This is a genomic window from Streptomyces sp. NPDC048191 (genome assembly GCF_040652655.1).
Taxonomy (GTDB): Bacteria; Actinomycetota; Actinomycetes; order Streptomycetales; family Streptomycetaceae; genus Streptomyces.
The window spans coordinates 47,061-68,959 of the sequence record NZ_JBEZMO010000004.1; the positions used below are offsets into that span (position 1 = coordinate 47,061).

Annotated in this window: 22 protein-coding genes; 8 read left to right on the forward strand and 14 right to left on the reverse strand. The window is 72.9% G+C overall.

Annotated features, from left to right (window positions below; translation table 11 throughout):
- Nucleotides 1–44 precede the first annotated feature (44 nt).
- The 3 genes from AB0D93_RS08770 to AB0D93_RS08780 all read right to left on the reverse strand — a co-directional run bounded on the left by AB0D93_RS08770 (nt 45) and on the right by AB0D93_RS08780 (nt 2,896).
- A complete protein-coding gene (locus AB0D93_RS08770; protein ID WP_362116236.1) occupies nt 45–1,193 on the reverse strand; it encodes a glycoside hydrolase family 64 protein in 1,149 nt (382 codons plus the stop codon).
- A 202-nt stretch (nt 1,194–1,395) separates the two neighbouring features.
- Nucleotides 1,396–2,151 carry a dienelactone hydrolase family protein gene (locus AB0D93_RS08775; protein ID WP_362115283.1) on the reverse strand — a complete coding sequence of 252 codons (756 nt, stop codon included), beginning with the start codon at nt 2,149–2,151 and terminating at the stop codon, nt 1,396–1,398.
- A 124-nt stretch (nt 2,152–2,275) separates the two neighbouring features.
- On the reverse strand, nt 2,276–2,896 hold the full coding sequence (locus tag AB0D93_RS08780; RefSeq protein WP_362115286.1) for an L-threonylcarbamoyladenylate synthase: 621 nt from the start codon (nt 2,894–2,896) through the stop codon (nt 2,276–2,278).
- A gap of 274 nt (nt 2,897–3,170) precedes the next feature.
- Between AB0D93_RS08780 and AB0D93_RS08785 the strand changes: the two genes are divergently transcribed.
- Nucleotides 3,171–4,727, forward strand: a complete 1,557-nt coding sequence (locus tag AB0D93_RS08785) for a helix-turn-helix domain-containing protein (protein ID WP_362115289.1) — start codon at nt 3,171–3,173, stop codon at nt 4,725–4,727.
- A gap of 119 nt (nt 4,728–4,846) precedes the next feature.
- On the opposite strand, the gene AB0D93_RS08790 is transcribed toward AB0D93_RS08785, so the two are convergent.
- Together AB0D93_RS08790 and AB0D93_RS08795 are read right to left on the reverse strand one after the other, a co-directional pair.
- Nucleotides 4,847–6,079 carry a cytochrome P450 gene (locus AB0D93_RS08790; RefSeq protein WP_362115292.1) on the reverse strand — a complete coding sequence of 411 codons (1,233 nt, stop codon included), beginning with the start codon at nt 6,077–6,079 and terminating at the stop codon, nt 4,847–4,849.
- A 120-nt stretch (nt 6,080–6,199) separates the two neighbouring features.
- Nucleotides 6,200–7,450: a serine hydrolase domain-containing protein gene (locus AB0D93_RS08795; RefSeq protein WP_362115295.1), complete on the reverse strand. Its 1,251-nt coding sequence runs from the start codon at nt 7,448–7,450 to the stop codon at nt 6,200–6,202.
- A 254-nt stretch (nt 7,451–7,704) separates the two neighbouring features.
- Here AB0D93_RS08795 and AB0D93_RS08800 point away from each other — a divergent pair, with 254 nt between their 5' ends.
- Nucleotides 7,705–7,926: a hypothetical protein gene (locus AB0D93_RS08800; RefSeq protein WP_362115298.1), complete on the forward strand. Its 222-nt coding sequence runs from the start codon at nt 7,705–7,707 to the stop codon at nt 7,924–7,926.
- Between the two features lie 4 nt (nt 7,927–7,930).
- On the opposite strand, the gene AB0D93_RS08805 is transcribed toward AB0D93_RS08800, so the two are convergent.
- Complete coding sequence (locus AB0D93_RS08805) at nt 7,931–8,398, reverse strand: hypothetical protein (protein ID WP_362115301.1); 468 nt, start codon at nt 8,396–8,398, stop codon at nt 7,931–7,933.
- Between the two features lie 338 nt (nt 8,399–8,736).
- Here AB0D93_RS08805 and AB0D93_RS08810 point away from each other — a divergent pair, with 338 nt between their 5' ends.
- Together AB0D93_RS08810 and AB0D93_RS08815 are read left to right on the forward strand one after the other, a co-directional pair.
- On the forward strand, nt 8,737–10,086 hold the full coding sequence (locus AB0D93_RS08810; RefSeq protein WP_362115304.1) for a transaminase: 1,350 nt from the start codon (nt 8,737–8,739) through the stop codon (nt 10,084–10,086).
- A gap of 33 nt (nt 10,087–10,119) precedes the next feature.
- Nucleotides 10,120–10,560 (forward strand): Lrp/AsnC family transcriptional regulator, encoded by a 441-nt coding sequence (locus AB0D93_RS08815; RefSeq protein WP_362115307.1) that lies wholly within the window; start codon nt 10,120–10,122, stop codon nt 10,558–10,560.
- A gap of 12 nt (nt 10,561–10,572) precedes the next feature.
- Here the strand turns inward: AB0D93_RS08815 and AB0D93_RS08820 are convergent, their stop codons facing one another.
- The 5 genes from AB0D93_RS08820 to AB0D93_RS08840 form a co-directional block, all read right to left on the reverse strand.
- Nucleotides 10,573–11,592, reverse strand: a complete 1,020-nt coding sequence (locus AB0D93_RS08820; protein WP_362115310.1) for a PP2C family protein-serine/threonine phosphatase — start codon at nt 11,590–11,592, stop codon at nt 10,573–10,575.
- Nucleotides 11,593–11,973: 381 nt separating this feature from the next.
- The gene (locus AB0D93_RS08825; RefSeq protein WP_362115313.1) at nt 11,974–12,861 is read right to left on the reverse strand and encodes a Gfo/Idh/MocA family oxidoreductase; all 888 of its coding nucleotides are present in this window, start codon (nt 12,859–12,861) and stop codon (nt 11,974–11,976) included.
- A 35-nt stretch (nt 12,862–12,896) separates the two neighbouring features.
- Nucleotides 12,897–13,880, reverse strand: a complete 984-nt coding sequence (gene tgmB, locus AB0D93_RS08830; RefSeq protein ID WP_362115316.1) for an ATP-grasp ribosomal peptide maturase — start codon at nt 13,878–13,880, stop codon at nt 12,897–12,899.
- Nucleotides 13,881–13,897: 17 nt separating this feature from the next.
- Nucleotides 13,898–14,089: a putative ATP-grasp-modified RiPP gene (gene tgmA, locus AB0D93_RS08835; protein WP_067309123.1), complete on the reverse strand. Its 192-nt coding sequence runs from the start codon at nt 14,087–14,089 to the stop codon at nt 13,898–13,900.
- A gap of 181 nt (nt 14,090–14,270) precedes the next feature.
- Nucleotides 14,271–15,152 (reverse strand): fructosamine kinase family protein, encoded by an 882-nt coding sequence (locus tag AB0D93_RS08840; RefSeq protein WP_362115321.1) that lies wholly within the window; start codon nt 15,150–15,152, stop codon nt 14,271–14,273.
- A 188-nt stretch (nt 15,153–15,340) separates the two neighbouring features.
- Between AB0D93_RS08840 and AB0D93_RS08845 the strand changes: the two genes are divergently transcribed.
- Nucleotides 15,341–16,051, forward strand: coding sequence for a tRNA-dependent cyclodipeptide synthase (locus AB0D93_RS08845; RefSeq protein ID WP_362115324.1), 711 nt, complete (start codon nt 15,341–15,343; stop codon nt 16,049–16,051).
- Nucleotides 16,048–17,259, forward strand: coding sequence for a cytochrome P450 (locus AB0D93_RS08850; RefSeq protein ID WP_362115327.1), 1,212 nt, complete (start codon nt 16,048–16,050; stop codon nt 17,257–17,259). Before AB0D93_RS08845 ends, AB0D93_RS08850 begins: the two co-directional genes overlap by 4 nt.
- A gap of 284 nt (nt 17,260–17,543) precedes the next feature.
- Here the strand turns inward: AB0D93_RS08850 and AB0D93_RS08855 are convergent, their stop codons facing one another.
- Nucleotides 17,544–18,422, reverse strand: a complete 879-nt coding sequence (locus tag AB0D93_RS08855) for a hypothetical protein (protein ID WP_362115330.1) — start codon at nt 18,420–18,422, stop codon at nt 17,544–17,546.
- A 325-nt stretch (nt 18,423–18,747) separates the two neighbouring features.
- Entirely contained in the window at nt 18,748–19,401 is a 654-nt protein-coding gene (locus AB0D93_RS08860; protein WP_362115333.1) for a hypothetical protein, read from the reverse strand.
- Here AB0D93_RS08860 and AB0D93_RS08865 point away from each other — a divergent pair.
- The gene (locus AB0D93_RS08865) at nt 19,396–19,734 is read left to right on the forward strand and encodes a hypothetical protein (protein ID WP_362115336.1); all 339 of its coding nucleotides are present in this window, start codon (nt 19,396–19,398) and stop codon (nt 19,732–19,734) included. The genes AB0D93_RS08860 and AB0D93_RS08865 overlap by 6 nt on opposite strands.
- 190 nt (nt 19,735–19,924) lie before the next feature.
- Nucleotides 19,925–20,683 (forward strand): class F sortase, encoded by a 759-nt coding sequence (locus tag AB0D93_RS08870; protein WP_362115339.1) that lies wholly within the window; start codon nt 19,925–19,927, stop codon nt 20,681–20,683.
- Nucleotides 20,684–20,698: 15 nt separating this feature from the next.
- Here AB0D93_RS08870 and AB0D93_RS08875 read toward each other — a convergent pair whose 3' ends face one another.
- The gene (locus AB0D93_RS08875) at nt 20,699–21,865 is read right to left on the reverse strand and encodes a GDSL-type esterase/lipase family protein (protein WP_362115342.1); all 1,167 of its coding nucleotides are present in this window, start codon (nt 21,863–21,865) and stop codon (nt 20,699–20,701) included.
- Nucleotides 21,866–21,899: the final 34 nt, after the last annotated feature.

Here is a 21,899-nt window from a genome sequence, read left to right on the forward strand (position 1 = left end):
GTCCCGCGCCCCGGCGGCCGGCCGGGGTGCGGGACCCTCGCACGTCAGCTCAGCGGATCCAGCGTCAGGTACGCCTGCTGCGGGCTGCCGTCGTGCACCAGCGACTCCTGGTTGCCGACGTCGTCGAAGGCGAACGCGTAGGCCTTGCCGTCGGCCATCTGCGCATGGACCGCACGCGCGTACTGGTTGGTCACCGCGTCCTGGTAGAAGCCGGCCGGGGAGGTGTCCGGCTGGTTGGGGTTGGTGAGCAGCGTGGAGCGGTTGAAACCGGCGCACAGGGTGCGGGAGATGGGACCGCGCACCGCGTCGTTGGGTGCGTCGAGCAGTTTGTGGCAGCCGAAGACGCTGTCCGCGTCCGGTTTCTGGAAACTGGTGACGACCGCACCCGAGGCATTGGTGAAGTTCATGACGTTGCCCGAGACCCGGCCGTAGTACTTGGTGCCCGGCTGGTCGGCGAACGGCGTGACGGTCAGCGTCGACGTCGCGTACTTCTGCCAGACCCGGTTGACGTAGTCGTCCATCACGTTCGCCGGCAGGGCGCCCGTCTCCACGCCGTACAGGGGTGAGAGGGCGCGCAGCACGGTTCCGTCGGAGCGGGTCTGGACGAGCCCCGACCAGCCGCCCGACTGGCCGCGCAGTGCGTTGAAGAAGCCGTTGTAGCCACCGGACTTCAGGTGCCCGGTGCTGCTCACGCTGCCGTCGGAGCGCTGCACCCCGACCGCGTACGGCGCGGAGAACATGTCCACCTGGGTGCTGTTCAGCCAGAGTCCGGAGTCGTTGAGCGTGTACTCGGACCAGTTGAACAGGATGTTCCGGTTGGGGTCGGAGGGGTTCTGCACGGCCGGCTGCACCAGGCCGCCGGTGGTCAGCCGGAAGTCGAGTTTCTGGCCGTAGGAGAAGTAGATCCGGCCGGAGAACTTCGGTATCCGGATCGTCTTCGACTGCCCGGGGGCGGGGCCGGCGATCGCCGCGTCGGGAGCGGGCGTCGGGGGGTTTCCGCCCGCCGGCCAGGCGTGGAAGGACCCGTTCGAGTCGGCCCAGCCCTGCTGACCGGAGGACAGCTGGGTCCCGAGGTCGTAGACGTAGACCGGTTCGGAACGGCCCGAGTTGTTGGTGATCTTCAGGGGGATGGTGTCCGGGACGGCGGCACCGGCGCGGTCCGGGGCGCCGACGGCGATCACTCCGCCGACCAGGGCCGCCGCGGCCGCCAGCGGCAGCGCTCCGCGCGTGCGTGTGTGAGGCACTCTCCTACCTCCGTGTGGGGTCGGGGCCGTACGGATATTGGTCCGTACCTGTTTGAGAGCGCTCTCAGACTGGCGCCGGGGCGCGTTCATGTCAATGCAATGAACAGACCGGGCTACGGCGCCCCCGAGCGGCGGGCGCCGTGAGCCGGTGTCAGAGGGTGCGCTGGAGCAGGCCGAGCAGCGCCGCCCAGTGCCGCTCGTCCGCCTCCTTGTCGTAGGCCGCAGTGTCCGCCTGCGTGTAGCCGTGCCGGGCGCCCGGGTAGACCTCGCAGGTGTGCCGGACCCCGGCGTCCGTCAGAGCCTTCTCGAAGCGTTCGATCTGCTCCGGCGGCAGCGAGTGGTCGTTGTCGGCGTGGCCGAGGTACAGCTCCGCGGTGATGCGCGGGGCACCCAGGTGCGGGCTGTCCGGGTCGTCGGTGGCGAGCCCGCCGCCGTGGAACCCGGCGGCGGCCGCCACCCGGTCCGGATGCGCCGCCGCCGTCCACAGGGCGAGCCGGGCGCCCATGCAGTAGCCGGTGATCCCGACCGGTCCGTCGGCGACCAGCGGGCTGTCCGCCATCCAGCGCAGGTAGGCGGCGGAGTCCCGCCCGATGAGCTCCGGGCCCAGGGCGAACACGATCGGGCCGAGCTTCGTCCAGATGGTCGGGTCGGCGCCCGGGTCGATGAACTCGGGCAGTTCCACCACCGGAGCACGGCCGAGGCGGTAGGTCACGTTGGGCATCAGCACCGTGTAGCCCGCGGCGGCCAGCCGGTCGGCCATCGACCTCAGGTGCGGCCGGAGGCCGTAGGCGTCCTGGTAGAACAGCACGCCCGGGTGGGGACTCCCGTCCGCGGGGTGGACGAGGTAGGCGTCCGCGACGCCGTCCTCGGTCCGGATGTCGACGTCGGTTCCCTGGACATCGGTCATGGTGAGCAGGCCTCCCTCGGGGAATGGGCGTCGGACGGCGGTCGCCACCGGCGCCAGGGGTACGGCCCATGCTGTCACGCAAGATCAGCGGCGCCGCACCCGGAGTGGCCCGGGGTCCCCACGGTCACTCGAAGCGGCTGGTGTCCCCGGCGCCCCGCCGTACGATCTCCGCCTCGCCGCCGGAGAAGTCCACGACCGTGGTCGGCTCGGTGCCGCAGTCGCCGGAGTCGACCACCGCGTCCACCACGTGGTCGAGCCGGTCCTTGATCTCCCAGCCCTGCGTCAGCGGTTCGGCCTCGTCCGGCAGCAGCAGCGTGCTGGACAGCAGCGGCTCGCCCAGCTCCGCCAGCAGCGCCTGGGTGACCACGTGGTCGGGGATGCGCACGCCCACGGTCTTCTTCTTCGGGTGCAGCAGCTTGCGCGGCACCTCGCGGGTGGCCGGGAGGATGAAGGTGTAGCTGCCGGGGGTGGACGCCTTCACGGCCCGGAAGACGTCGTTGTCCACCCGCACGAACTGGCCGAGCTGCGCGAAGTCCCGGCACATCAGCGTGAAGTGGTGCCGGTCGTCCAGTTGGCGGATGGAACGGATCCGGTCCATGCCGTCCCGGCTGCCCAGCCGGCAGCCCAACGCGTAACAGGAGTCGGTCGGATATGCGATGAGTGCTTCCGAGCGCACCGCGTCGGCGATCTGGGAGATGCTGCGCGGTTGCGGGTTGTCGGGGTGCACGTCGAAGTACTTCGCCACCCGTCGAGCTTATGCCGTCCCGGACACAGCACGCGCACCCCACGCCCCGCCGGATACCGCAGGCCCGGTTCCGGTGCGTGTCGGACGCCGTTTCCGGGGCATCCGACCCGTTAGCCGTCCTGGGCCTCTCCCCCCGGTCCCGGAGGCGACGCCTCCGCCGGTGACCCACCCCCCCGGGTCGCCGGCGGAGCCACGTCCGGCGCGGCAGCGCGGCACGTCGGGTAACGTGCGCATGCGCAAGCCCAGGTCAACGCGGAGACGAGGAGAACGGCACGTGGCCGGCCGACCGGACCGAGGCCCGGCGTCGCAATGGCCGTACGGTGGCGACGGCGCCTGGACGCAGGAACTGCTGGACCAGTTGCGGCCCGCCGCGCGCGATCTCGGCCGGCTCGTCGCCTGGCTCGCCCGGACCGTGAGCGCGTCGGTGTGCCTCCAGGACGCCCACGGCGCCCTGCTCGCCGGTGAGCGCCTGCCGCTCGACGCCGCCGTCGTCGCCGACGTCGCCTCCGGCCGGGTCTCCGCCGCGGCCCTCGAGGACGGTGAACGCAATGTGCGCCTGGTCGGGGTGCGGCATCCGGGGCCCGGGCGGGCGGTGGGAGCCGTCCTCGCCGTGGCCCGTCCGGCGCCCTTCGACCGGCGCACGGCCGACGTCCTCACCCACACCGCCGCCGTCCTGGAACTCCTGCTCAGGGAGCGGGAGTTGGCGGATGCGGGGCGGCGGCTGCGGCGGGCCACGGCCGACCTGCGGCTGGCGATCCTGCAACTGCTCATGGTGGAGGACACCGTCTCCGCCCGTCGGGTCGCCGCCGGGCTGTGGCCGGGCCTGCTGGAGGACGACACCGCCCGGGTGTACGTCCTGGAGGGCGCCCGCGCCGAACGCGACCGGCTCGCCGACGCGTGCGTCGACGCCACCGACGGCCGGGCGCTCGTCGTGCGCTGCCCCGCCGTCGACGAACACGTCATCGTCGTCGGCCCGTCCGCCGAGGTGGGGGAGCGGCTGCGCTCCCTCGTCGCCGACCGGCCCGGCACCTTCCTCGGCGGCAGCCCACGGCAGCCTCTCGCGCTGACCGCCACCGCCTACGGACAGGCCGTCACCGCGCTCGCCGTGGCCCGTTTCCAGCCCGACCGGTCCGCCGTCTACGCCGCCCGCACCCGCCCCCTGCAGCTCGTGGACCCCGCCGTACTGCGGACCTGGACCGCGACCGTACTGCGCCCGCTCGACGCGCTGCCGCACCACGTGCGCGCCGAACTGGTCGCCACCACCCGGCTGGGCCTGGAGTTCACCGCCGTGAACGCGGCCAAGGTGCTCGGTGTCAGCCGCAACACGGTCCGGGCCCGTATGGACCGGGTCGCCGCCCTCCTCGGCGCCGACCTCTCCCGGATGGCCGTCCGCGCCCTCGCCCACGCCGCGCTCAACACCGAGGCCGCCCACGGCCCGTACGACCCCGGCGGCCGGGCGTCCGGTCCGCCGGCCCGGGCCCGGCTCACCGAGCTGCTCGGGACGAGCGCGCTGCGCACCTGGGCCGAGGGGCTCCTCGGCCGGCTCGACGCGGACGGCCGGGACCTGCGCGGCACCCTGCGCGCCTGGACCGGGGCGGACGCCCATGCCGAACGCGCCGCCCAGGCCCTCGGCGTGCACGCCCAGACGGTGCGTGAACACGTCCGGGCGGCCGAACCCGTCCTGGAACGCCGGCTGACGGCAGGCGGCACCGACCTGTACGAGGTCGTCCTCGCCCAGCTCGTCACCGGCGAGCTGCCCGTACCCGACCTCGGCGTTCCCGGCCCCGGCGCGGCGAACCCGGACCAACCGGACGCGTCTGTGCACCGGTGAGTGCCGCGCGGGCCGCGCCGGGCATCGGTGCGCTACTCCGGGCCCGGCATCGCACGTAGTTTCGGCAGTCCGCGGGGCACGACCGGAACGGGGGTCCGGTCGCGGCCCCGCGCTCCGGCTCAGCCCCCCAGCCGGACCGGGATCTCCTGCCAGCCGTGCGCGATGAACGACGGCACCTGCCGCAGTTCGCCGGCGTCGACGGCCAGGCGCAGTTCCGGGAAGCGGGTGAACAGCGCGGGCAGCGCCGTCAGCGCCTCAAGCCGGGCCAGTGGAGCGCCGACGCAGCGGTGCACACCGATCCCGAACGCCAGATGGTCCTCCGCCTCCCGGGCCGCGTCGAAGACGGCCGCGTCCGGGCCGTAGTGCGCGGGATCCAGGCCCGCGGCCGCGTACGTCGTGATGATCGCGTCCCCGGCCGGGATCGTCACGTCCCCCACCTTCAGGTCCTCCACCGCGAACCGCAGCGGCAGCGCGGCGATGGACGGATGCACCCGCAGCGTCTCGTCGACCACCGCACCCCAGCCCACCGCCCCGGAGCGCACCGCGGCCAGTTGCTCCGGACCGGTCAGCAACGCGACCACCGCGTTGCCGATGAGGTTGACGGTGGTCTCGAAGCCGGCGCCGATCACCAGCAGCAGGGTGTGCAGCAACTCCTCGTCCGAGAGCCGGTCGCCGTCCTCGTCGCGGACCCGGATCAGCTCCGTGGTGACGTCGTCGCCCGGATGCCTCCGCCGGTGCTCGATCAGCGCTCCGAACACCGAGCCGATCCGCTTCTGCACGGAGGCGGCGGACTCGGGGCTCTGGTCGGAGGTGTCCATGATGTCGGCGATGAGCCGCGCCGCGTCGGGCCGCAACTCCTCGTACACGCCGAGCAGTTCGCAGATCATGCGCATCGGCAGCGGATGCGCCAGCCCGGCCCGCAGCTCGACCACGCGGCCGTCCGCACCCTCGGCCGCCAGCGCGTCCAGCAACTCGGTGGTCAGGGCCGCCACACGTGGCCGCATCGCCTCGGTACGCCGGTGGGTGAAGCTCGGCGCGACCAGCTTGCGCAGCCGGGCGTGGTCGGCGCCGTAGGTGGAGAGCATGTTGACCACGCCCACCCAGGTCGCCATCCAGCTCCAGGACGGGTGCCGGGCCAGTTCCGGCCACAGCCGCCAGTGCAGTCGCGCGTCCTTGCTGACCCGGGGATCGAGGATCAGATCCTTGAGGGCGGCGTGGCCGGTGGGCGCCCACGCGGGGATTCCGCCGGGCAGTTCGACGGGCACGACGTGGCCGAGGGCGCGCAGCCGGGCGCTCTCGGCCACGATGTCCGAGCCGAAGGGGTCGAGGGCGATGCGGTCGGTGACGGTCACGTCTGGGTCTCCTGGGCGAGCGGCCCTCTGGCGAGGCGGTCGCCCCTCAGTAGACGCCGTCGTCGACGGCAAGCACACAGGGCGGCCTCACCGGGGCCGGAAACCGGCCGTCGCGGTGTCTCATCCGGCGCGCGTGACTGGCAGGTTGTAGACGTGTCCGGGGGAGATGATCCTGGTGAGCGCTTCGCCCAGCACGGTGCTCGGCTCCTGCGACCGGTAGTCCGTGTCGGTGTTGAGGAGGGCGACGAGTACCGTGCGCGTCGACGGCAGGTAGACGGTCAGCGACTCGTAGCCCGGCAGGGAGCCGTTGTGGCCGATCCACCCCTGCACATCGAAGATGCCCAGGCCGTACCCGGCTCCCTTGAACGAGCCGGTCCGTGGAGTGACGAGCCGCTGCTTCTGGACGGCGGCACCGATCATCCGCCTCCCGTCCGGGAACCGGCCGGTGGCGACCGTGGGCGCCCACGTGCGCAGATCCTGGAGGGTCGAGATCATGGCGCCGGCCGCCCAGCCCCACGACGGATTCCAGTCGGCCGAGTCGGCCTCCTTGCCGTCGGCCGTCTGCGTGGTGTAGCCCTGCGCGTGCGGGGTGGGGAACTCGTCGCCGTTCGGCAGCAGTGTGTGCGTCATGCCGGCCGGATCGAGGATGTGCTGCCTGATGTAGTCCCCGAGGCGCTGCCCGCTCACCTTCTCCACCACCAGGCCGAGCAGGACGAGGTTGGTGTTGCAGTAGGAGAACTGTTGCCCCGGCTGGAACAGCACCGGATGTCCGAAGGAGTAAGCGAGCAACTGCTGCGGGGTGAAGCTCCGTTGCGGGTTCGAGGTGAGTGCCTTGAAGAAGGCCGGGTCCTCGGAGTAGTTGAACAGTCCGCTGCGCATGTCGGCGAGCCGGCGCAGCGTGATCCTGTGTCCGTTGGGCACCCCGCCGACGTACCGGGCGATCGGGTCGTCCAGGCCGACCTTCTTCTGGTCTGCCAGTTGGAGGAGGGCGGTCACGGTGAACGTCTTGGTCTCGCTCCCGATACGCATGTACATGCCCGGCGCCATCTTCCGGCCCGTGCTCTTGTCGGCGACCCCGAACGAGCGGACGTAACCCGGCTGCCCCGGCGTCCAGATGCCGACGGTCACGCCGGGTATGTTCGCCTCGCGCATCACTCTCTGTACGGCGGCGTCGAGTTGGCGTGCCACGCCCGGGGTGGGGGCCCGGACGACCGGTCCCGGAGGAGACGGGCGGGGCGAGCCGGCGGTGAGCGCGGCGGGCGCCGAGGCCGGTGCCGCCCATCCGGGCCCGGCGGTGAGTAGTGCCGTCAGCGTCCCCACCGTGATGGCGACCGCGACCCCCCGGCGCAGGCGTGCGGACGATTTCGACATGGTCTTACTCCCAGCACGTGGGACCCGAACACGCGGTGAGCGGGGCGTCGGAACCCGGACCTCCCCAGCATAGGAGCGCTCTTCCCGCCCCGCCCGCCGGATGGGGGCGGCCCCTTGGCGCCGTTGGCGGGATGCCTGTCCGGCAGGATGCTTTTCCGACCGGCGGAAGGCATCGTTCGGGCGATGGCCTCACCCGACCCGGTGAGCCGGACGGGCCGGGCGTGCCGGTGGCGGCCCCGCCGCGTTGCCCCGGCATGACGCGTTTGGACCCGGCGAACCGCTTGGACTGGCTGGACCGGATCGAACGGCTGGACCGGATGCGCCGGATGCGCCGGCCCGGGCAGGTGGACCGGTCCCGGGAACCGATCTACGCCGGGCTCGTCGCCGAGTGGCGGGCAAAGGGACGGACCGTACCCGCGGAACCGGACGCGCGGTGGGCCGTGCCCGGTGCCCGGCCCGGGCGCGAGCGGGCCTGAACCGTCACTGCCCGCGCACCGGCGCGAGGACGGCGAGGGTGCCGTTGGCCTGCCGGAGCGCCTCCTCCAGGGCACCGGGCGAGTGGAGCGCGCCGGTCCCGTCCGGCGGCACGAGCCACTCCAGGAAACGCGCGGGCCGGTACGGCGGCGGTACGGCGACCCAGGCCCCCTTGGTCGCGTACCGCAGACCTGCGCCCATCCAGCCCCCGGACGGGTCCGGCGGCAGGAAGAACCCGACCCGGCCCGCCGCCGTGTCGATCAGGGTCGGCCCGGGCACCGGCATTGCGGGCCGCCGCAGCAGGTCGAGGGTGAGCAGCCCCAGCCGTTCGGGGACGCTCAGCACGTCCCAGAAACGGCCCGCCTCCAGCAGTGCGACGCCCTCGCCGTGGTCCCACTCCCACTTGCAGGAGCGGGGGTCCGCCGCCGCGGCGGCCAGCCACTCCACGCCCCGCGTCCACATCGTGTTCGTCATGCACTGCTCCGGTTCTCACTGGCCCGCGCTCGGCGCAGGGCACGACCGCGACCGGGCACCTCGTGCGTCTGCACACCAACCCGGCATATGCATGCTCGTAGATATTTCTACGTGGCGGAAGGGGTGGCGCGGCCTGGCGTTTGAGGCGGGGCGTTCGAACTCCGGCCACGAGTTCGTCAGTTGGGGAAAGTGGGATCCGCCCGACGCTCGGTCCTCGCTCGCCACCTCGACGCGTGATTCGATCGTCCCGACAATCGATACGTGCGTCATGGCTTGATGTGGGCTTTGTTTCAATCGTAGGCTCACGGTATTCGTCTCCTTCTCCAGTGAGGTACTCCATGGACCGCACGCGTCTGCCCGCCCTCCTGGCTCGCGAGAGCGCCGAGGCCGAGCGCCGGAACCCGGGCTCGCGCGCCGCGTACGCGCGGGCCGACCACCTCTTCGGCCGGGTGCCGATGACCTGGATGAACAAGACGGCCGGTGCCTTTCCCCGCTATCTGGCGGGGGCGCGCGGCGCCCGGGTCACGGACGTGGACGGGCAGGAGTACATCGACTTCTGCCTCGGCGACACCGGTGCGATGGCCGGCCACTCGCCCGCCCCGGTTACCGAGGCCGTGCAGCGGCGGTTCGCCGACCTGGGCGGGGCCACGGCGATGCTGCCCACGGAGGACGCGGAGTGGGTGGGGGCCGAGCTGACCCGCCGGTTCGGCCTGGCGCGCTGGAGCTTCTCCCTGACGGCCACGGACGCCAACCGCTGGGCGATCCGGCTGGCCCGGGCCGTCACGGGGCGCCCGAAGATCCTCGTGAACAGCTACTGCTACCACGGCAGCGTCGACGAGTCCCTGATCGTCGTCGGCCCGGACGGCACGGGCACCGCACGCCCCGGCAACGTCGGCGCCCCCTGCGATGTGACCCTGACCAGCCGGGTGGCCGAGTTCAACGACCTCATGGGCCTGGAGCGCGAACTGGCCCACGGAGACGTCGCGGCCGTCCTCATGGAGCCCGCCCTCACCAACATCGGCATCGTCCTGCCCGAGCCTGGTCACCTCGCCGGCGTCCGCGAGCTGACCAGGCGGTACGGCAGCCTGCTGATCAACGACGAGACCCACACCTTCTCCGCCGGGCCCGGCGGCTGCACGGCCGCTTGGGGCCTGGAGCCCGACCTGCTGACCATCGGCAAGGCGATCGGCGGCGGCATCCCGGCCGGGGCCTACGGGCTCTCCGCCGAACTCGCCGAGCGGCTGCTGGCCCGCACCGACCTGGACCTCGTCGACATGGGCGGGGTCGGCGGCACCCTCGCCGGCAACGCACTGTCGGTCGCGGCGATGCGGGCCACCCTCGAACGCGTCCTCACCGACGATGCGTTCGCCCGGATGTCCACACTCGCCGAGCGCTTCGAGGCCGGCGTCCTGGCGGGCGTCGAGAAGCACCGGCTGCCCTGGTCCGTGAGCCGGCTGGGCGCCCGCACCGAGTACCGTTTCACCACCCCGGCGCCGCGCACCGGTACCGAGTCCGCGGTCGCCTCCGACCCGGAGCTGGAGGACTTCCTGCACCTCTACCTCGCCAACCGGGGCATCCTGCTCACCCCGTTCCACAACATGGCGCTCATGTGCCCCGACACCACCGAGCAGGACGTCGACACCCACACCGAGGTCTTCGCCGCCGCGCTCGCCGAACTCGCGGGCTGAGCCACCCGGCCACACCCGCACGAAAGGACACGCGTGGACGAGATCGACCGGGCCATCCTGCGCGAACTGCAGACCGACGGCCGTATCGCCTACGCCGACCTGGGCCCCAAGGTCGGCCTGTCCGCCTCGGCGGCCCGGCAGCGGCTGCAACGCCTGCTGGACTCCAAGGCCGTCCAGGTGGTCGGGGTCACCGACCCGATGGCCATGGGCGGTCAGGCCATGGCCCTGCTCGGCATCGGTGTCGACGGCGACCCCCGCACCGTCGCCGACGCCCTCGCCGAACGCCCCGAGGTCGTCTACTCGGTGCTGACCTCCGGCGGATTCGACCTGTTCGCCGAGGTGGTCGCCCCTGGTCCGAAGCCCCTGCTGGACTTCGTCAACGACGTGGTACGACCCCTGGAGGGTGTCCGCGAGGTCCGGTCGTTCCCCTACTTCGGCATCCACACCCACCGCTTCCTGTGGGACGTGGGCTGACCGGCGGGGTGGTCAGGCGGCGGACGTCCCGGGCGCCAGCACCAGCATGGTGACGTCGTCCCGGACCTTGTAGCACCGGCGCACGAGGTCCGCCCACACCGCCGCCGGAAGCTCGGCGGACGCCGCACCGGCCAGCGCGGCCAGCCGCGCGGGCAGCGGATAGAAGTCGCCCTCGGCGTCCCGCGCCTCCCACACCCCGTCGGAGGCCAGGAAGAGCCGGTCACCCGGGCCCAGGGGCACCGTGACCTCCTTCGGCGGGTCGACACCGAGCAGCCCGACCCCCAACGGCGGTCCCGGCGTGACCGCCACCTCCAGGGCCTCGCCCTCGTGCAACAGGACGGGCACCGGATGACCGCAGGCCACCACCCGCACGGTACGTCCGTCGGGGGGGAACTCCAGCAGCACCCCCGTGGCGAACAGCTCCGCGTGCCGCACGCCCGCCGAGTCCACCGTCAGCCTGCGGTCCATCCGTGCTGCGACGGACTCCAGTTCCGGCTGGTCCAGCACCGCCTCCCGGAACGCACCCAGCAGCGACACCACGGTGGCGACCGCCGACAGCCCGTGCCCCTGTACGTCGCCCATCACGGCGCGCACCCCGTACGGCCCGTCCCGCACGTCGAAGAAGTCCCCGCCCACCAGCGTGCCGTCCTGCGCGGCCCGGTAGAACCCCGCGCACCCCACGCCCCCGACCCGCTCCGGCAGCGGCGGCATCACGGCCCGCTGCACGGCCTCGCCGATCGCCCGTTCCGTGTCCAGCTGGGCGTCCCGGCGGCTGCGCACGTACGACACGAACACACTCAGGACGGCCACGAACACGATGGCGAGCAGATCGGTGTTGCCGGGGTTGTTGAGGTGGGTGGCGGGGATGTTCAGCACCGCCACGACCCCCGCGCCGAGGAGCGCGGTGGCCAGCGGGCCGTACGACAGGACGGCCAGCGGGGGGATGGCTCCGAGCAGGAAGCCGAGATCGCGGGCGCGCGGGGTGATCGCCGTGGCCGTGCTGACGGCCACGAGCAGCAGTACGGGCAACACCCGGATCCACCACGGCGGCGGCGCCCCCCGCAACCAGCCGCGACCTCTCAGGTCCCGATGCGACAGCCCGTCGTGCACCGATCTCACATCCCCAAGTTACGCCGCCCTGCGCACCTGGGCCTCCCGCCTGGGAGCACCGCCTTCTCCCGGGCACGCCGTGGTCCTGGCCGGGCCCCGCGCCCAGGGACGAAGCCCAGGGACGAGGCCAGGGACGAGTGCCGGTGACGGAGAGGATGCGGTCGGCGACATCGGGATCGACGAGGCGGATTTTCCGTGGGCCGTCGTGCAGGCTGCCAGGAGCGGAGGAGAGCCTGCTCGCCGGACGGCCCGGTCGCCGAGTTCCCGCTGTGCGCCGAGGGCGACCGGGCGCGGAACCGTGGACTAGTCCCTGTTCTCCGCCAGGCGCGCCTCCGCCGAGGCCAGGATCTCGGTGACGCGGAGGCCGAACGCGGCGTCGCAGGCCTGAGGGCGGCCCGTGCGGGCGGCCGTCAGCAGGGCGTCGGTGGCCCGGCTGAGCGCGGGGACCGCTCCCTCGGAGCTGCCCGGCATCAGCGCCACGCCCGCCTCACCCCGCAGTTCCACGTCGGCCCCGGCCGCCGCCGGCGGTGCGGTCAGGCTCAGGGTGAGCGTGCTCGACGCACCGGTGGCGTGGTCCAGGACCAGATGCACGGTGTCCGCGGGACCGTGCGCCGCCGCCACGACCTGCCGTACGTCGCCGAGGACCGGCAACAGGACGGACAGGGCGTGCGGGCCGACGTCCCACAGCGCACCCTTCTCCCGCCGCCACGGCGAGGCCGCGAACGGGCTGTCGGAGGTGAACACGGCCCCCAGCCACTGCGCACGGGCCGTGAACCAGCCCGCCGCGGCCGCCTGTTCCTCGATCCAGGCCTCCGGCTCCTTCTGGAAGCGTGCCGTGAAGAAGACGACCGAGGCCACCCCGGCGCGCTCCACCGCGGCCACCACATCCCGCCCCTCGGCGACCGACACCGCGAGCGGCTTGTCCAGCAGCAGATGACGGCCCGCCCGCGCCGCACGCACCGCCAACTCCGGTTGCACGGACGGCGGCAGGGCCACGGCCACCGCGTCCACGTCGGCCAGCAGCGCGTCCACGTCGTCGTAGGCGGGGACGCCGTACTGGCCGGCCAGCGCCTTGGCCGCCTCCGGCCGGCGGCCCCACACCCCGGCGAACTCCACACCGGGATGCCCGGCGAGGGCCGGGGCGTATGCCGCCTGGGCCCACGGGCCCGTTCCCAGCAGTCCGATACGCATGTGGTGTTCCTTTCTCCGAGCCGATCCCCGCACCCTCAAGAGGCTGCGCTCCGGTCGTCCTGCGCACACCTGTCCCCCCGGTCCCCGCCCGCGGCAAGCCACTTGGCGATCGTCGCGGCGATGGGCTGGCCCGTGTCCATCTCCACGAACCCGAACTGGCCCGACTGGTTGCACTCGAGGAACCACCAGATCCCGTCCGCGTCCTCGGCGAAGTCGAATGCGCCGTATGCCAGTTCCGCGCCGTCCATGTACCGTCGGACGCCCTCGGCGGCGCGCGGGGGCACGTCCGAAGGGAGCCAGGGAGAGGCCGAAGGGGCGAAACGGACGTCCACCTCGTCCGGGTGGCCGTCCGGGTCGACCGGTTTGCGCGCGGCGAGCAGCGTGTCGCCGACGATGGTGAGCCGGATGTCGGCGCGCTTGGCGATCCGCCGTTGCAGCAGCGTCGGACCGAAGGCCACCGCCGAGAAGTCGGTGTCCGGCGCGACCCGGCTGGTCGGCACCGCCCGCGGCGGCTCCTGCGGATGCGCACCGGAGACCGGTTTGACCACGAGGTCCGGGAAGCGCTCCGCGAACGCCCGCGCCGCCTGCGGGAACGTCGTGATCAGTGTGGCCGGCACGGCGAGGCCGCTGCGCTGTGCGAGGTGCAACTGCCAGGGCTTGTGGCGGGCGCGGCGGGCCGCGTCCGGATCGTTCATCCAGCGGGCGTCGGTGGTGCGCAGCATGCCGTACAGCGCCTGTGACGACTCCTCCGTCAGCCAGGCGGACGGCTGGGCGGCCCGAGCGGCCGCGTCCCCGGGCCTGCGCACCCACACGGAGCGCAGGCCGCTCATGCTCACCAGGCGCCCGCCGACGGACAGATGCCCGCGGTGAGCGCCCTGCACGTACTCGCCCGACAGCGCCACCCCGTTGGTCAGGTCCGCGGGATCCAGCCGGACGACGGGTACGCCGGCCTCGCTCAGCCGGAGGACCACCATGTCCGCCGTCACGTCCTCTTCACTCGTCAGGATGAGCACGGTCATCTTCCAGGGCCCGCGCTTCAGTCGTCGAAGTGCGTCTTGGAGCCCGCGGTCGAGGTCGTGGTCCCCAGAGCCCGCAGGGTCGTGTGGTCGGTGGCGGCGATCCGCCCGTCCGGGAGGACGTTCAACTGCAGTCCGGAGTCGTACGCATACGGAATGGTGACGTCCAACTGCACAGCGGGCCGCGCGTAGTTGAGCGTGAACGGTTGCATGGTCTCTCCCTGTTTCGGCTTTCACGTCCTTATACGAATCGAACGAGTGATTGGTTTCCTCACGCTGAGTAACCGCGGGTCGGTGAGGGCGCCGGAAGAGGTGCCCGCGGGACAGCATGCCTGCATGGCACAGGACGCCGGGGAGGCCCGTCGCGTTGCACCGCCACGAGTGTGTGCGGAGTCACTCCGCGAGCGACACCGCGTTCCGCGCCACCGTCAGGGCCTGTTCCGCGTAGCCGCGTCCGAACAGCACCGCGTGCACCAGCAGCGGGAACAGCTGGTGCACGCCCAGCCGTTCGCGCCAGCCGGCCGCGAGCGGTGCCGCCTCCTCGTACCCGGCGAGCACACGGTCCAGATGGGGGCAGCCGAACAACTGGAGCATCGCCAGGTCGGTCTCCCGGTGTCCGCCGTGCGCGGCCGGGTCGATGAGCCGGACCTCGCCGTCGGCGCCCCACAGCACGTTCCCGTTCCACAGGTCCCCGTGCAGCCGCGCGGGCGGCTCGGCGGGCCCGGCCAGCTCCGGCAGCCGGGCGCAGACCCGCTCGAACACCGCTGCCTCGCCCGGGCGGAGCGTGCCCCGGTCGACCGCGCCGCGCACATAGGGCAGCACGCGGTACTCGGCGTACCAGCGGGGCCATTCGGTGCCCGGCACATTGCGCATGGGGGCGAGGCCGATGAACGCGTCCTCGGGACCGCCAGGCGGCGGAACTCCGAAATCCGAAGCACCCGCGGCGTGCAGGGCGGCCAGGGCGTGGCCGAAACGCAGCGCCGCGCCGGGATCCGGGTGCCCGGTCGGCACCCGCTCCGTCACCATCCAGCGTTCGTCGTGACCGAGTACCGCGGGGACCCGGACCGAGCCGGCGGCGGCGAGCCAGCGCAGCCCGGCCACCTCCGCGCGTACGGCCCCGGGAGCGTCACCGCGCTTGACCATCACCGGAGTCCCGCCGCCCAGCGTCACCTCGACCGGCGATCCGGAGGCCGTTCGCGCTCCGGTGACCGGGCGTCCGGTGAGCCGGGAAGCCGCCTGCCCCGGGTTCTCGCAAGCCTCGTCTCGGTTGACCACGACCCCAGCGTACGGCCCCCAACGGCGCCCGGCAGCAGGTGACTTCGACCGTTACTACGATCGATTTCAGCCAAACCCGGGGGGTAACTACCCGTGCTGAATCCGTAGCGCTAGCGTGAGGGCGCCGCGTCGCCACACCAGGGGTACAGGACCTCGCCGGGACTAGCGCGCGGCGGAGGATTCCCCCTTTGACCACAGCATCCGTGCTGATGGCCGACGTCTTCGAAGTCCAGCCGTACACCTCCCACTGCGAAGTCATCCTGGGCGAGGGCGCACATGCCGTGATCGGTGTGTCCCCGGGCAACAGCTACTTCTCCGCCCGCCGCCTGCATGACCTCGCCCGCTGGGGGCTGGACCACTTCGACAAGGTCGACTTCGTCTACACCGACCTCTACGTCGCCGAGATGTACGAGGCGTCCGGCTATCCACCGGACGAGGCCCGGCGCAAGGCGGTGAAGAACCTGCGCGGGGTGCGCGCCAAGGTCCGTGACGCGGTGTCGGCGGCTGACCCCGAGGGTCTGCGGCTGGACTGGCACCCGATGTCGGAGTTCCGTACCAACCCCGCCTACCAGGACATCCATCGGCAGCTCCAGGCGCGCCTGGCCGCCGACGGCGCCTTCCGGGCCGTGTGCGACGCCCTGGTGAATCGTTTCCTCAGTGCGCGCGGCCCGGCGCCGACCGAGCGGCAGCGCGCGGTGTGCCTGGAGTACGTGTGTGCCGAGGCTCCGCTGTTCCTGGACACCCCCGCCATCCTGAAGGTGCCCTCCTCGCTCAACTGCTACCACCAACTGCTGCCGATGGCCGAGCTGTTGTACTCACGCGGCGCGGGCCTGCGGGCCTCCCGCAACCAGGGCCACGCCGTCGTCACCCCCGCCGCCGTCGAAGGAACCGCCGCATGACCACCGCCTCCGGCATCAGCGCCGGCCACCCGCCCCTGCTCGACTTCCCGTTCTCCTGGGACGGAACCCGGGTTCCCGCCGAGGTGGAGACCCTGCGCGCCGACACCCCCGTACGGCGCGTGCGGACCATCGCCGGCGACGAGGCCTGGCTGGTGTCGTCGTACGAGCTGTGCGCACGGGTACTGAAGGACGACCGGTTCTCCCTGAAGGACACATCCGCCCCCGGAGTCCCACGGCAGTACGCGCTCACGATCCCGCCCGAGGTCGTCAACAACATGGGCAACATCACCGGCGCGGGGCTGCGCCGGGCGGTGCTGAAGGCGCTGAACCCGAAGTCGCCGGGCCTGATGGAGCGGCTGCGTGAGGAGGCGCACCGGCTGGTCGACCAGCTGGTGGCGGACGGGCCGACGGCCGACCTGCGCGGCGCGTTCTGTGAGCCGTACTCGGCGGGGATGCACTGCCGCATCCTCGGCATCCCGGACAGCGAGGCCCCGGCCTTCCTGCGCAGCCTCGACATCGCCTTCATGAACTCGGCGTGCCCCGTCACCGGCGCGAAGATCAACTGGGACCGGGACATCGCCCGGATGACGGCCCTGCTCGACGACCCCGCGACGCACGGTCTGATGGGCGAACTCGCGGCCCTGCGCGAGGACCCCGAATACGCCCACCTCTCCGACGAGATGCTGGCGACCGTCGGTGTCACCATGTTCGGCGCCGGCGTGATCTCCACGTCCGGCTTCCTGGCGATGGCCCTGGTCTACCTCCTCACCCACCCCATCGCCCGGGACCTCCTGCGCGACCGCCCGGACCTGATCGGCCCGGGAGTGGAGGAGCTCCTGCGCGTCAACCTCTCCATCGGCGACGCCCTGCCCCGCCTCGCCCTCGAGGACGTCCGGCTCGGCGACGTCGAGGTCCGCGAGGGCGAGCTCGTCCTGGTCCTGGTGGAGGGCGCCAACCTCGACCCGGCGAAGTTCCCCGACCCGCACCGCTTCGACGTCCACCGCGACAACACCGCCGACCACCTCTCCTTCGGCGGCGGCGCCCACTACTGCCCGGCGACCGCACTCGGCCGCGCCCACGCCCGCATCGCCCTGGAGGTCCTCCTCGACCGTCTCCCCGACCTCGCGCTCGCCGTACCGCCCGCCCAACTGGTCTGGCGCACCGGCTTCATGAAACGGATCCCCGAACGGCTCCCGGTGACCTGGTAACCCCACGCCGGCCGGCACGCCGCCCCGTCCGGCACCCCGGGAGGGGACACCGACGGGGCGGCCCGGAGGGCGGCGACCGGTGAGGTCCGTCCTGGGGGCTCATGGGCCGGGCCTGCCGGGGCAGTTGGCAGTCCCGGGCCACCTGGGCTGTTCCTGCGGGGCCGGCCGGGGGGCGTTGACGGTCGGCAGGGTCGTTGACGGGTGTGGTCCTCGCGGGGTTCAGGCCGTCGGTGGCCGGTTGGGGTCCGGGGGTCAGGGGGCGTCCGACGACGTGCCCGGTTCCGTCAGGTGGCGAAGGGGTGCGAGGTGCGGGTCAGTCCGACCGGGTTGCCCGGTGGCAGGAGGCCCGCGTTCTCGACCATGCCGGCCAGTGGCTCCAGCAGGTCGGCGAGGCGCGTGGCACGGTCGGTGCCGAGCGCGGTCCACGGGACTTCCGCCGCCGCGTCCGTCAGCGCCTCCACCTCCGCGCGCACGGCCACGCCGGCCGGGGTGAGCGACCCGTCGGCGGCGAGCAGGCCCTGTTCACGCAGTCGTGCCGCGGCCGCATCCCAGTCCGCCTGCTCCCACTTGCGCGTCTCCCGCAGGAACGCCCCGTCGGACTCGCCGGCCGCCGCCTTGAGCAGCATGGCCTCGACCGGCCCGAGCCCCTGGCTCACCAGCACCGCCACATGGGCGTCGCCCCGGTGCTCGCGCAGCGTCGTCAGGCCCTGCCACAGACGTGCGGTGGGACGGTCCGGGCGCTCCAGCGCCTGGTTGGCCGCGGCCAGCACCCGCCCCGCGGTGTCCGCCGCCGCGGCCGCCTCCCAGGCGAGGTCGGCGGCCTCGGCGAACTCGGCGGAGCCGACCGTGTCCGGCCCGAACAGGCCGGTCATCGCGGCGTCCAGGGCATCCTGGCGAGCAGCCAGAATCTCTTCCGGCGTCGCGTACGTCCAGGCGTCCGGCAGCGCCCGGGTCACGCGGGAGGGGTGGAAGACGTAGAAACAACTCGTCACGACGGACGGAGGGACCGGACCGAGCGGCGCCGCGCGCAGCGCGAAGTACCCCATCCAGTACCCGCGCATCCCGAGGGCGTCCGCCGCCCGGCGCACCGGCGGTGCGAAGTAGACGAGATCGTGCACCGGCTCGTACCGTTCCCACAGGGCCCGCGCCATTGCGTCCGCCACCGCTTCCTCCCACCGCGTCGACCTGTCGTGCCACCGGGAACAGCCTGCGTTATGACGTCGGTCATAACAAGGGGGCGGAGAGATCCGAACGCCCGGAGCCGTACGGCCGGACGTCACCTGGGCACGGCCTGGACGCGGCCGATGGCCTTGCCGGTCCCGGGCCGGAGCGGGAGGGGAACGGCGCGCCGGGGGGATTCCCCCGGACGAGGGCACGCGCAGCGGCATCACTGGGGCAGACGGGTGGTTACGGTGACCCGGCTGGGCGGCTCGGATGGTGGGAGCTTGCGCTCTCACTGACGGTGGTTCATGTCGAGGCCGGGTCCATTCAGCTGATGAGGTATCCGCTGCCCGGCCACGGCGGAAGGACATCGCTATGCGTTCTGCCCGCATGCTTCTGGCCTCGGCGGCCGCAACCGCCGCTCTCGCCTTCGCTGTGCCCAGTGCCGCGTTCGCCGTTCCAGCGGGCGACGACGGGGGCCGCGACGACTCCTCCTACAGCCAGGGACGGGACCACGACTCCGGTGGTGACCACGACCATGGCTCCGACGACGACCAGGGCCGTGGTGACGACTCCGGCCGCGACCACGACAATGATCACGGCAACGACGGCGACAAGGGGCGCGGACACGAGGAGCCGCGCGGTGGAATCCACACGGGTGGCGGATTCCTCGCCACGGTGCGGGCCGCCGACCACGGCTCCGGCGGCCACGGCTCCGACGAGCACGGGGGAGGCGGCGGCCGCGGGGGTGACGACGACCACGGGGGTGGCGGCCGTGGTGGCGACGACGACCACGGCGGTGGCGGCGACGAGCACGGCGGTGGCGGCGACCGCGGGGGTGACGACGACCACGGCGGTGGCGGCCGTGGTGGCGACGACGACAACGGCGGTGGCGAGCACGGTCGTGGCGGTGGCCACGAGGGCGGCGGCGAGCACGGCCGTGGCGGCAGGCACGAGGGCGGGCCGCACGGCGGCGTGCACACGGGCGGCGGCTTCCTCGCCTCGGTGCGCGGCGACGACTGGGGCTCAGGCTCGGGCCGTGACGACGAGGGATTCGGCTCCGGCGGCCGCGACGGCGGTCGTGACGGCGGCGGCGAGGGCGGTCGTGACGGGGGTCGTGACGGCGGTGGGGACGGCGGCCGTGACGGCGGTGAGCGCGGCGGCGGTCACGAACGGCCGCGCGGCGGTATGCACACCGGCGGTGGCGCGCTCGCCGCTCCGAGTGTCACCGCGGGCGGTCTGGCCGTGCTGGCCGCAGGCGCCGGCGGCATGTACGTGCTGCGCCGCAAGAAGGCCGGCCAGTCGGCGTCCTGATCCGATGATTCGCTCAAGGAGGCTGCGGCCGCCGCCGACGCGCACGACGCGTCGGCGGCCCGCGCCCCCGGCGGGCGGTCCCCGGCGTTCCCCCGCACGTGTGTCCGCCGGCCGCCTGCGTGCCGGGCCACAGTCCCCGGCGCCCCTGTACTGATACCCGCGCTGCCGTGCCCGAGTGAGGTGGTTCCCGATGGCAGCAGATCCCTCCTCCCCGACCCCCGCGGAACCGCCGGCGGACGGGCGGAGTTCCGGCCGCGGCGGCCGATGGATGACGCTGTGGGCCGTCGCGATCGTCCTCGTCGCCGTCAGCGTGTTCGGCGGTCACCACACCTCGGACGACACGCCGCAGGCATCCCGTGCCGCGGGCGCGAGCGCCACGGTTCCGGACGAGCCGCCCGCCGAGCCGCCCGTCGATCCGCGGACCGATCCGAAAGCCGATCCCAAAGCCGAATCGCAGGCCGAGTCCGAAGCCGAGTCGGACGCGGACGACTCCGCGTTGTCCCGCTCCGCACCGACCCGCCTGCTCATCCCCAAGATCTCCGTGGACGCCCCGTTCACCACCCTGGCCATCGGAGCCTCGGGCCAGCTCGAGCCGCCACCGGCCGGCGAGACCAACCTCGTCGGGTGGTACGCCAAGGGCGCCGCGCCCGGCGAGAGGGGCACCGCGATCATCGCCGGTCACATCGACACGAAGACCTCCGCGGCCGTCTTCGCGAACCTCGACCACCTGAAGGCCGGCGACCACTTCACGGTGCAGCGCGCCGACGGGAGCAAGCCCGAATTCGTCGTGGACGACACCGAGACCTTCGCCAAGGACGACTTCCCCAGCAAGCGCGTCTACGCCGACGCCAAGCGCCCCGAGGTCCGGCTGATCACCTGCGCCGGGGCGTACGACCACTCGGCCAAGGACTACACCGACAACCTGGTGGTCTTCGCCCACCTGGTGTGAGCCGGCCCGCCCGCGTCAGGCGGCTCCGTCACCGAAGGGGCCGCCCGGCGCGAAGGCCAGTGCCGCGAACCGCTCGCCGATCCGGCGGTGCGCGGCGGCGTCCGGGTGGAGGCCGTCGGGCAGCGGCAGTTCGCTGAAGTCGGCGTTGCCGTAGAGCTCACGGCCGTCGAGGTAGTGCAGACGCGGGTCCTCGGCGGAACGCTCGCGTACGATCCGGGCCAGTTCCTCCCGGATGACACCCAGGGTGAGTTTCCCGACGGCCTTCTCCGCCGGGTCCCCGCCGGCCACGAACCGCAACTGTCCCTCGCCCAGGCCCGAGAAGTCCGGGACGGTGGGGCCCGGCGTGTCCTCGTGCATGGGGCACAGGATCGGCGAGACGACGAGCAGCGGCGTGTCGGGGTGCCCCTCGCGGATGGTGTCGAGGAAGCCGTGGACGGCGGGACCGAACGCCCGCAACCGCATCAGATCCGCGTTGACCACGTTGATGCCGAGCTTGACGCTGATCAGGTCGGCCGGCGTGTCGCGCAGCGCGCGAGCCGTGAACGGGTCGAGCAGGGCGCTGCCGCCCAGCCCCAGATTGATCAGTTCCACCCCGCCGAGGGACGCGGCCAGCGCAGGCCAGATGGTGGTCGGGCTCGCGGCGTCCGAACCGTGACTGATGGAACTGCCGTGGTGCAGCCACACCTTGCCGCCCCCGTCCGGTACGGGTTCGACGGGCGCGTCGGCGCGCAGCGCGACCAGTTCGGTCGTCTCGTTGTGCGGCAGCCAGATCTCCACGACCTTGACGGCGTCGGGCAGTCCGGTGAAGCGCACGGTGCCGACCGGGCCGGACTGGTGCTCGGTGGTGCCGGCGGCCATGTCGACGGTGAGCCTGTTGCCGCCGGTGACCCGGCCGCTGCCGGCTGGCCGTCCGTCGACGAGCAGGTCGTACACGCCGTCCGGGCGCGGTGGTGCGCCGACGTAGACCCGTTTGGTCGGCAGGGCGTCCAGCTCGACGGTGGTCGCCCGGGTGCGGAACACCAGTCGTACGCCGGAGGGCTGGGACTCCACCATGGCCAGTTGTGGGTCGGCGCACTGCGCGCGGGCGCGGGCTGGCAGCCGGTGCGGCAGCAGTCCGTGGGTGGTGTGCTCCACGTCCAGGGCTCCGCGCAGGAGTTCCGGGGTGAGGGGGATGGTGTGCAAGGTGTCGGCCTGTCTTCGAGGAGGTCGTGAGCGG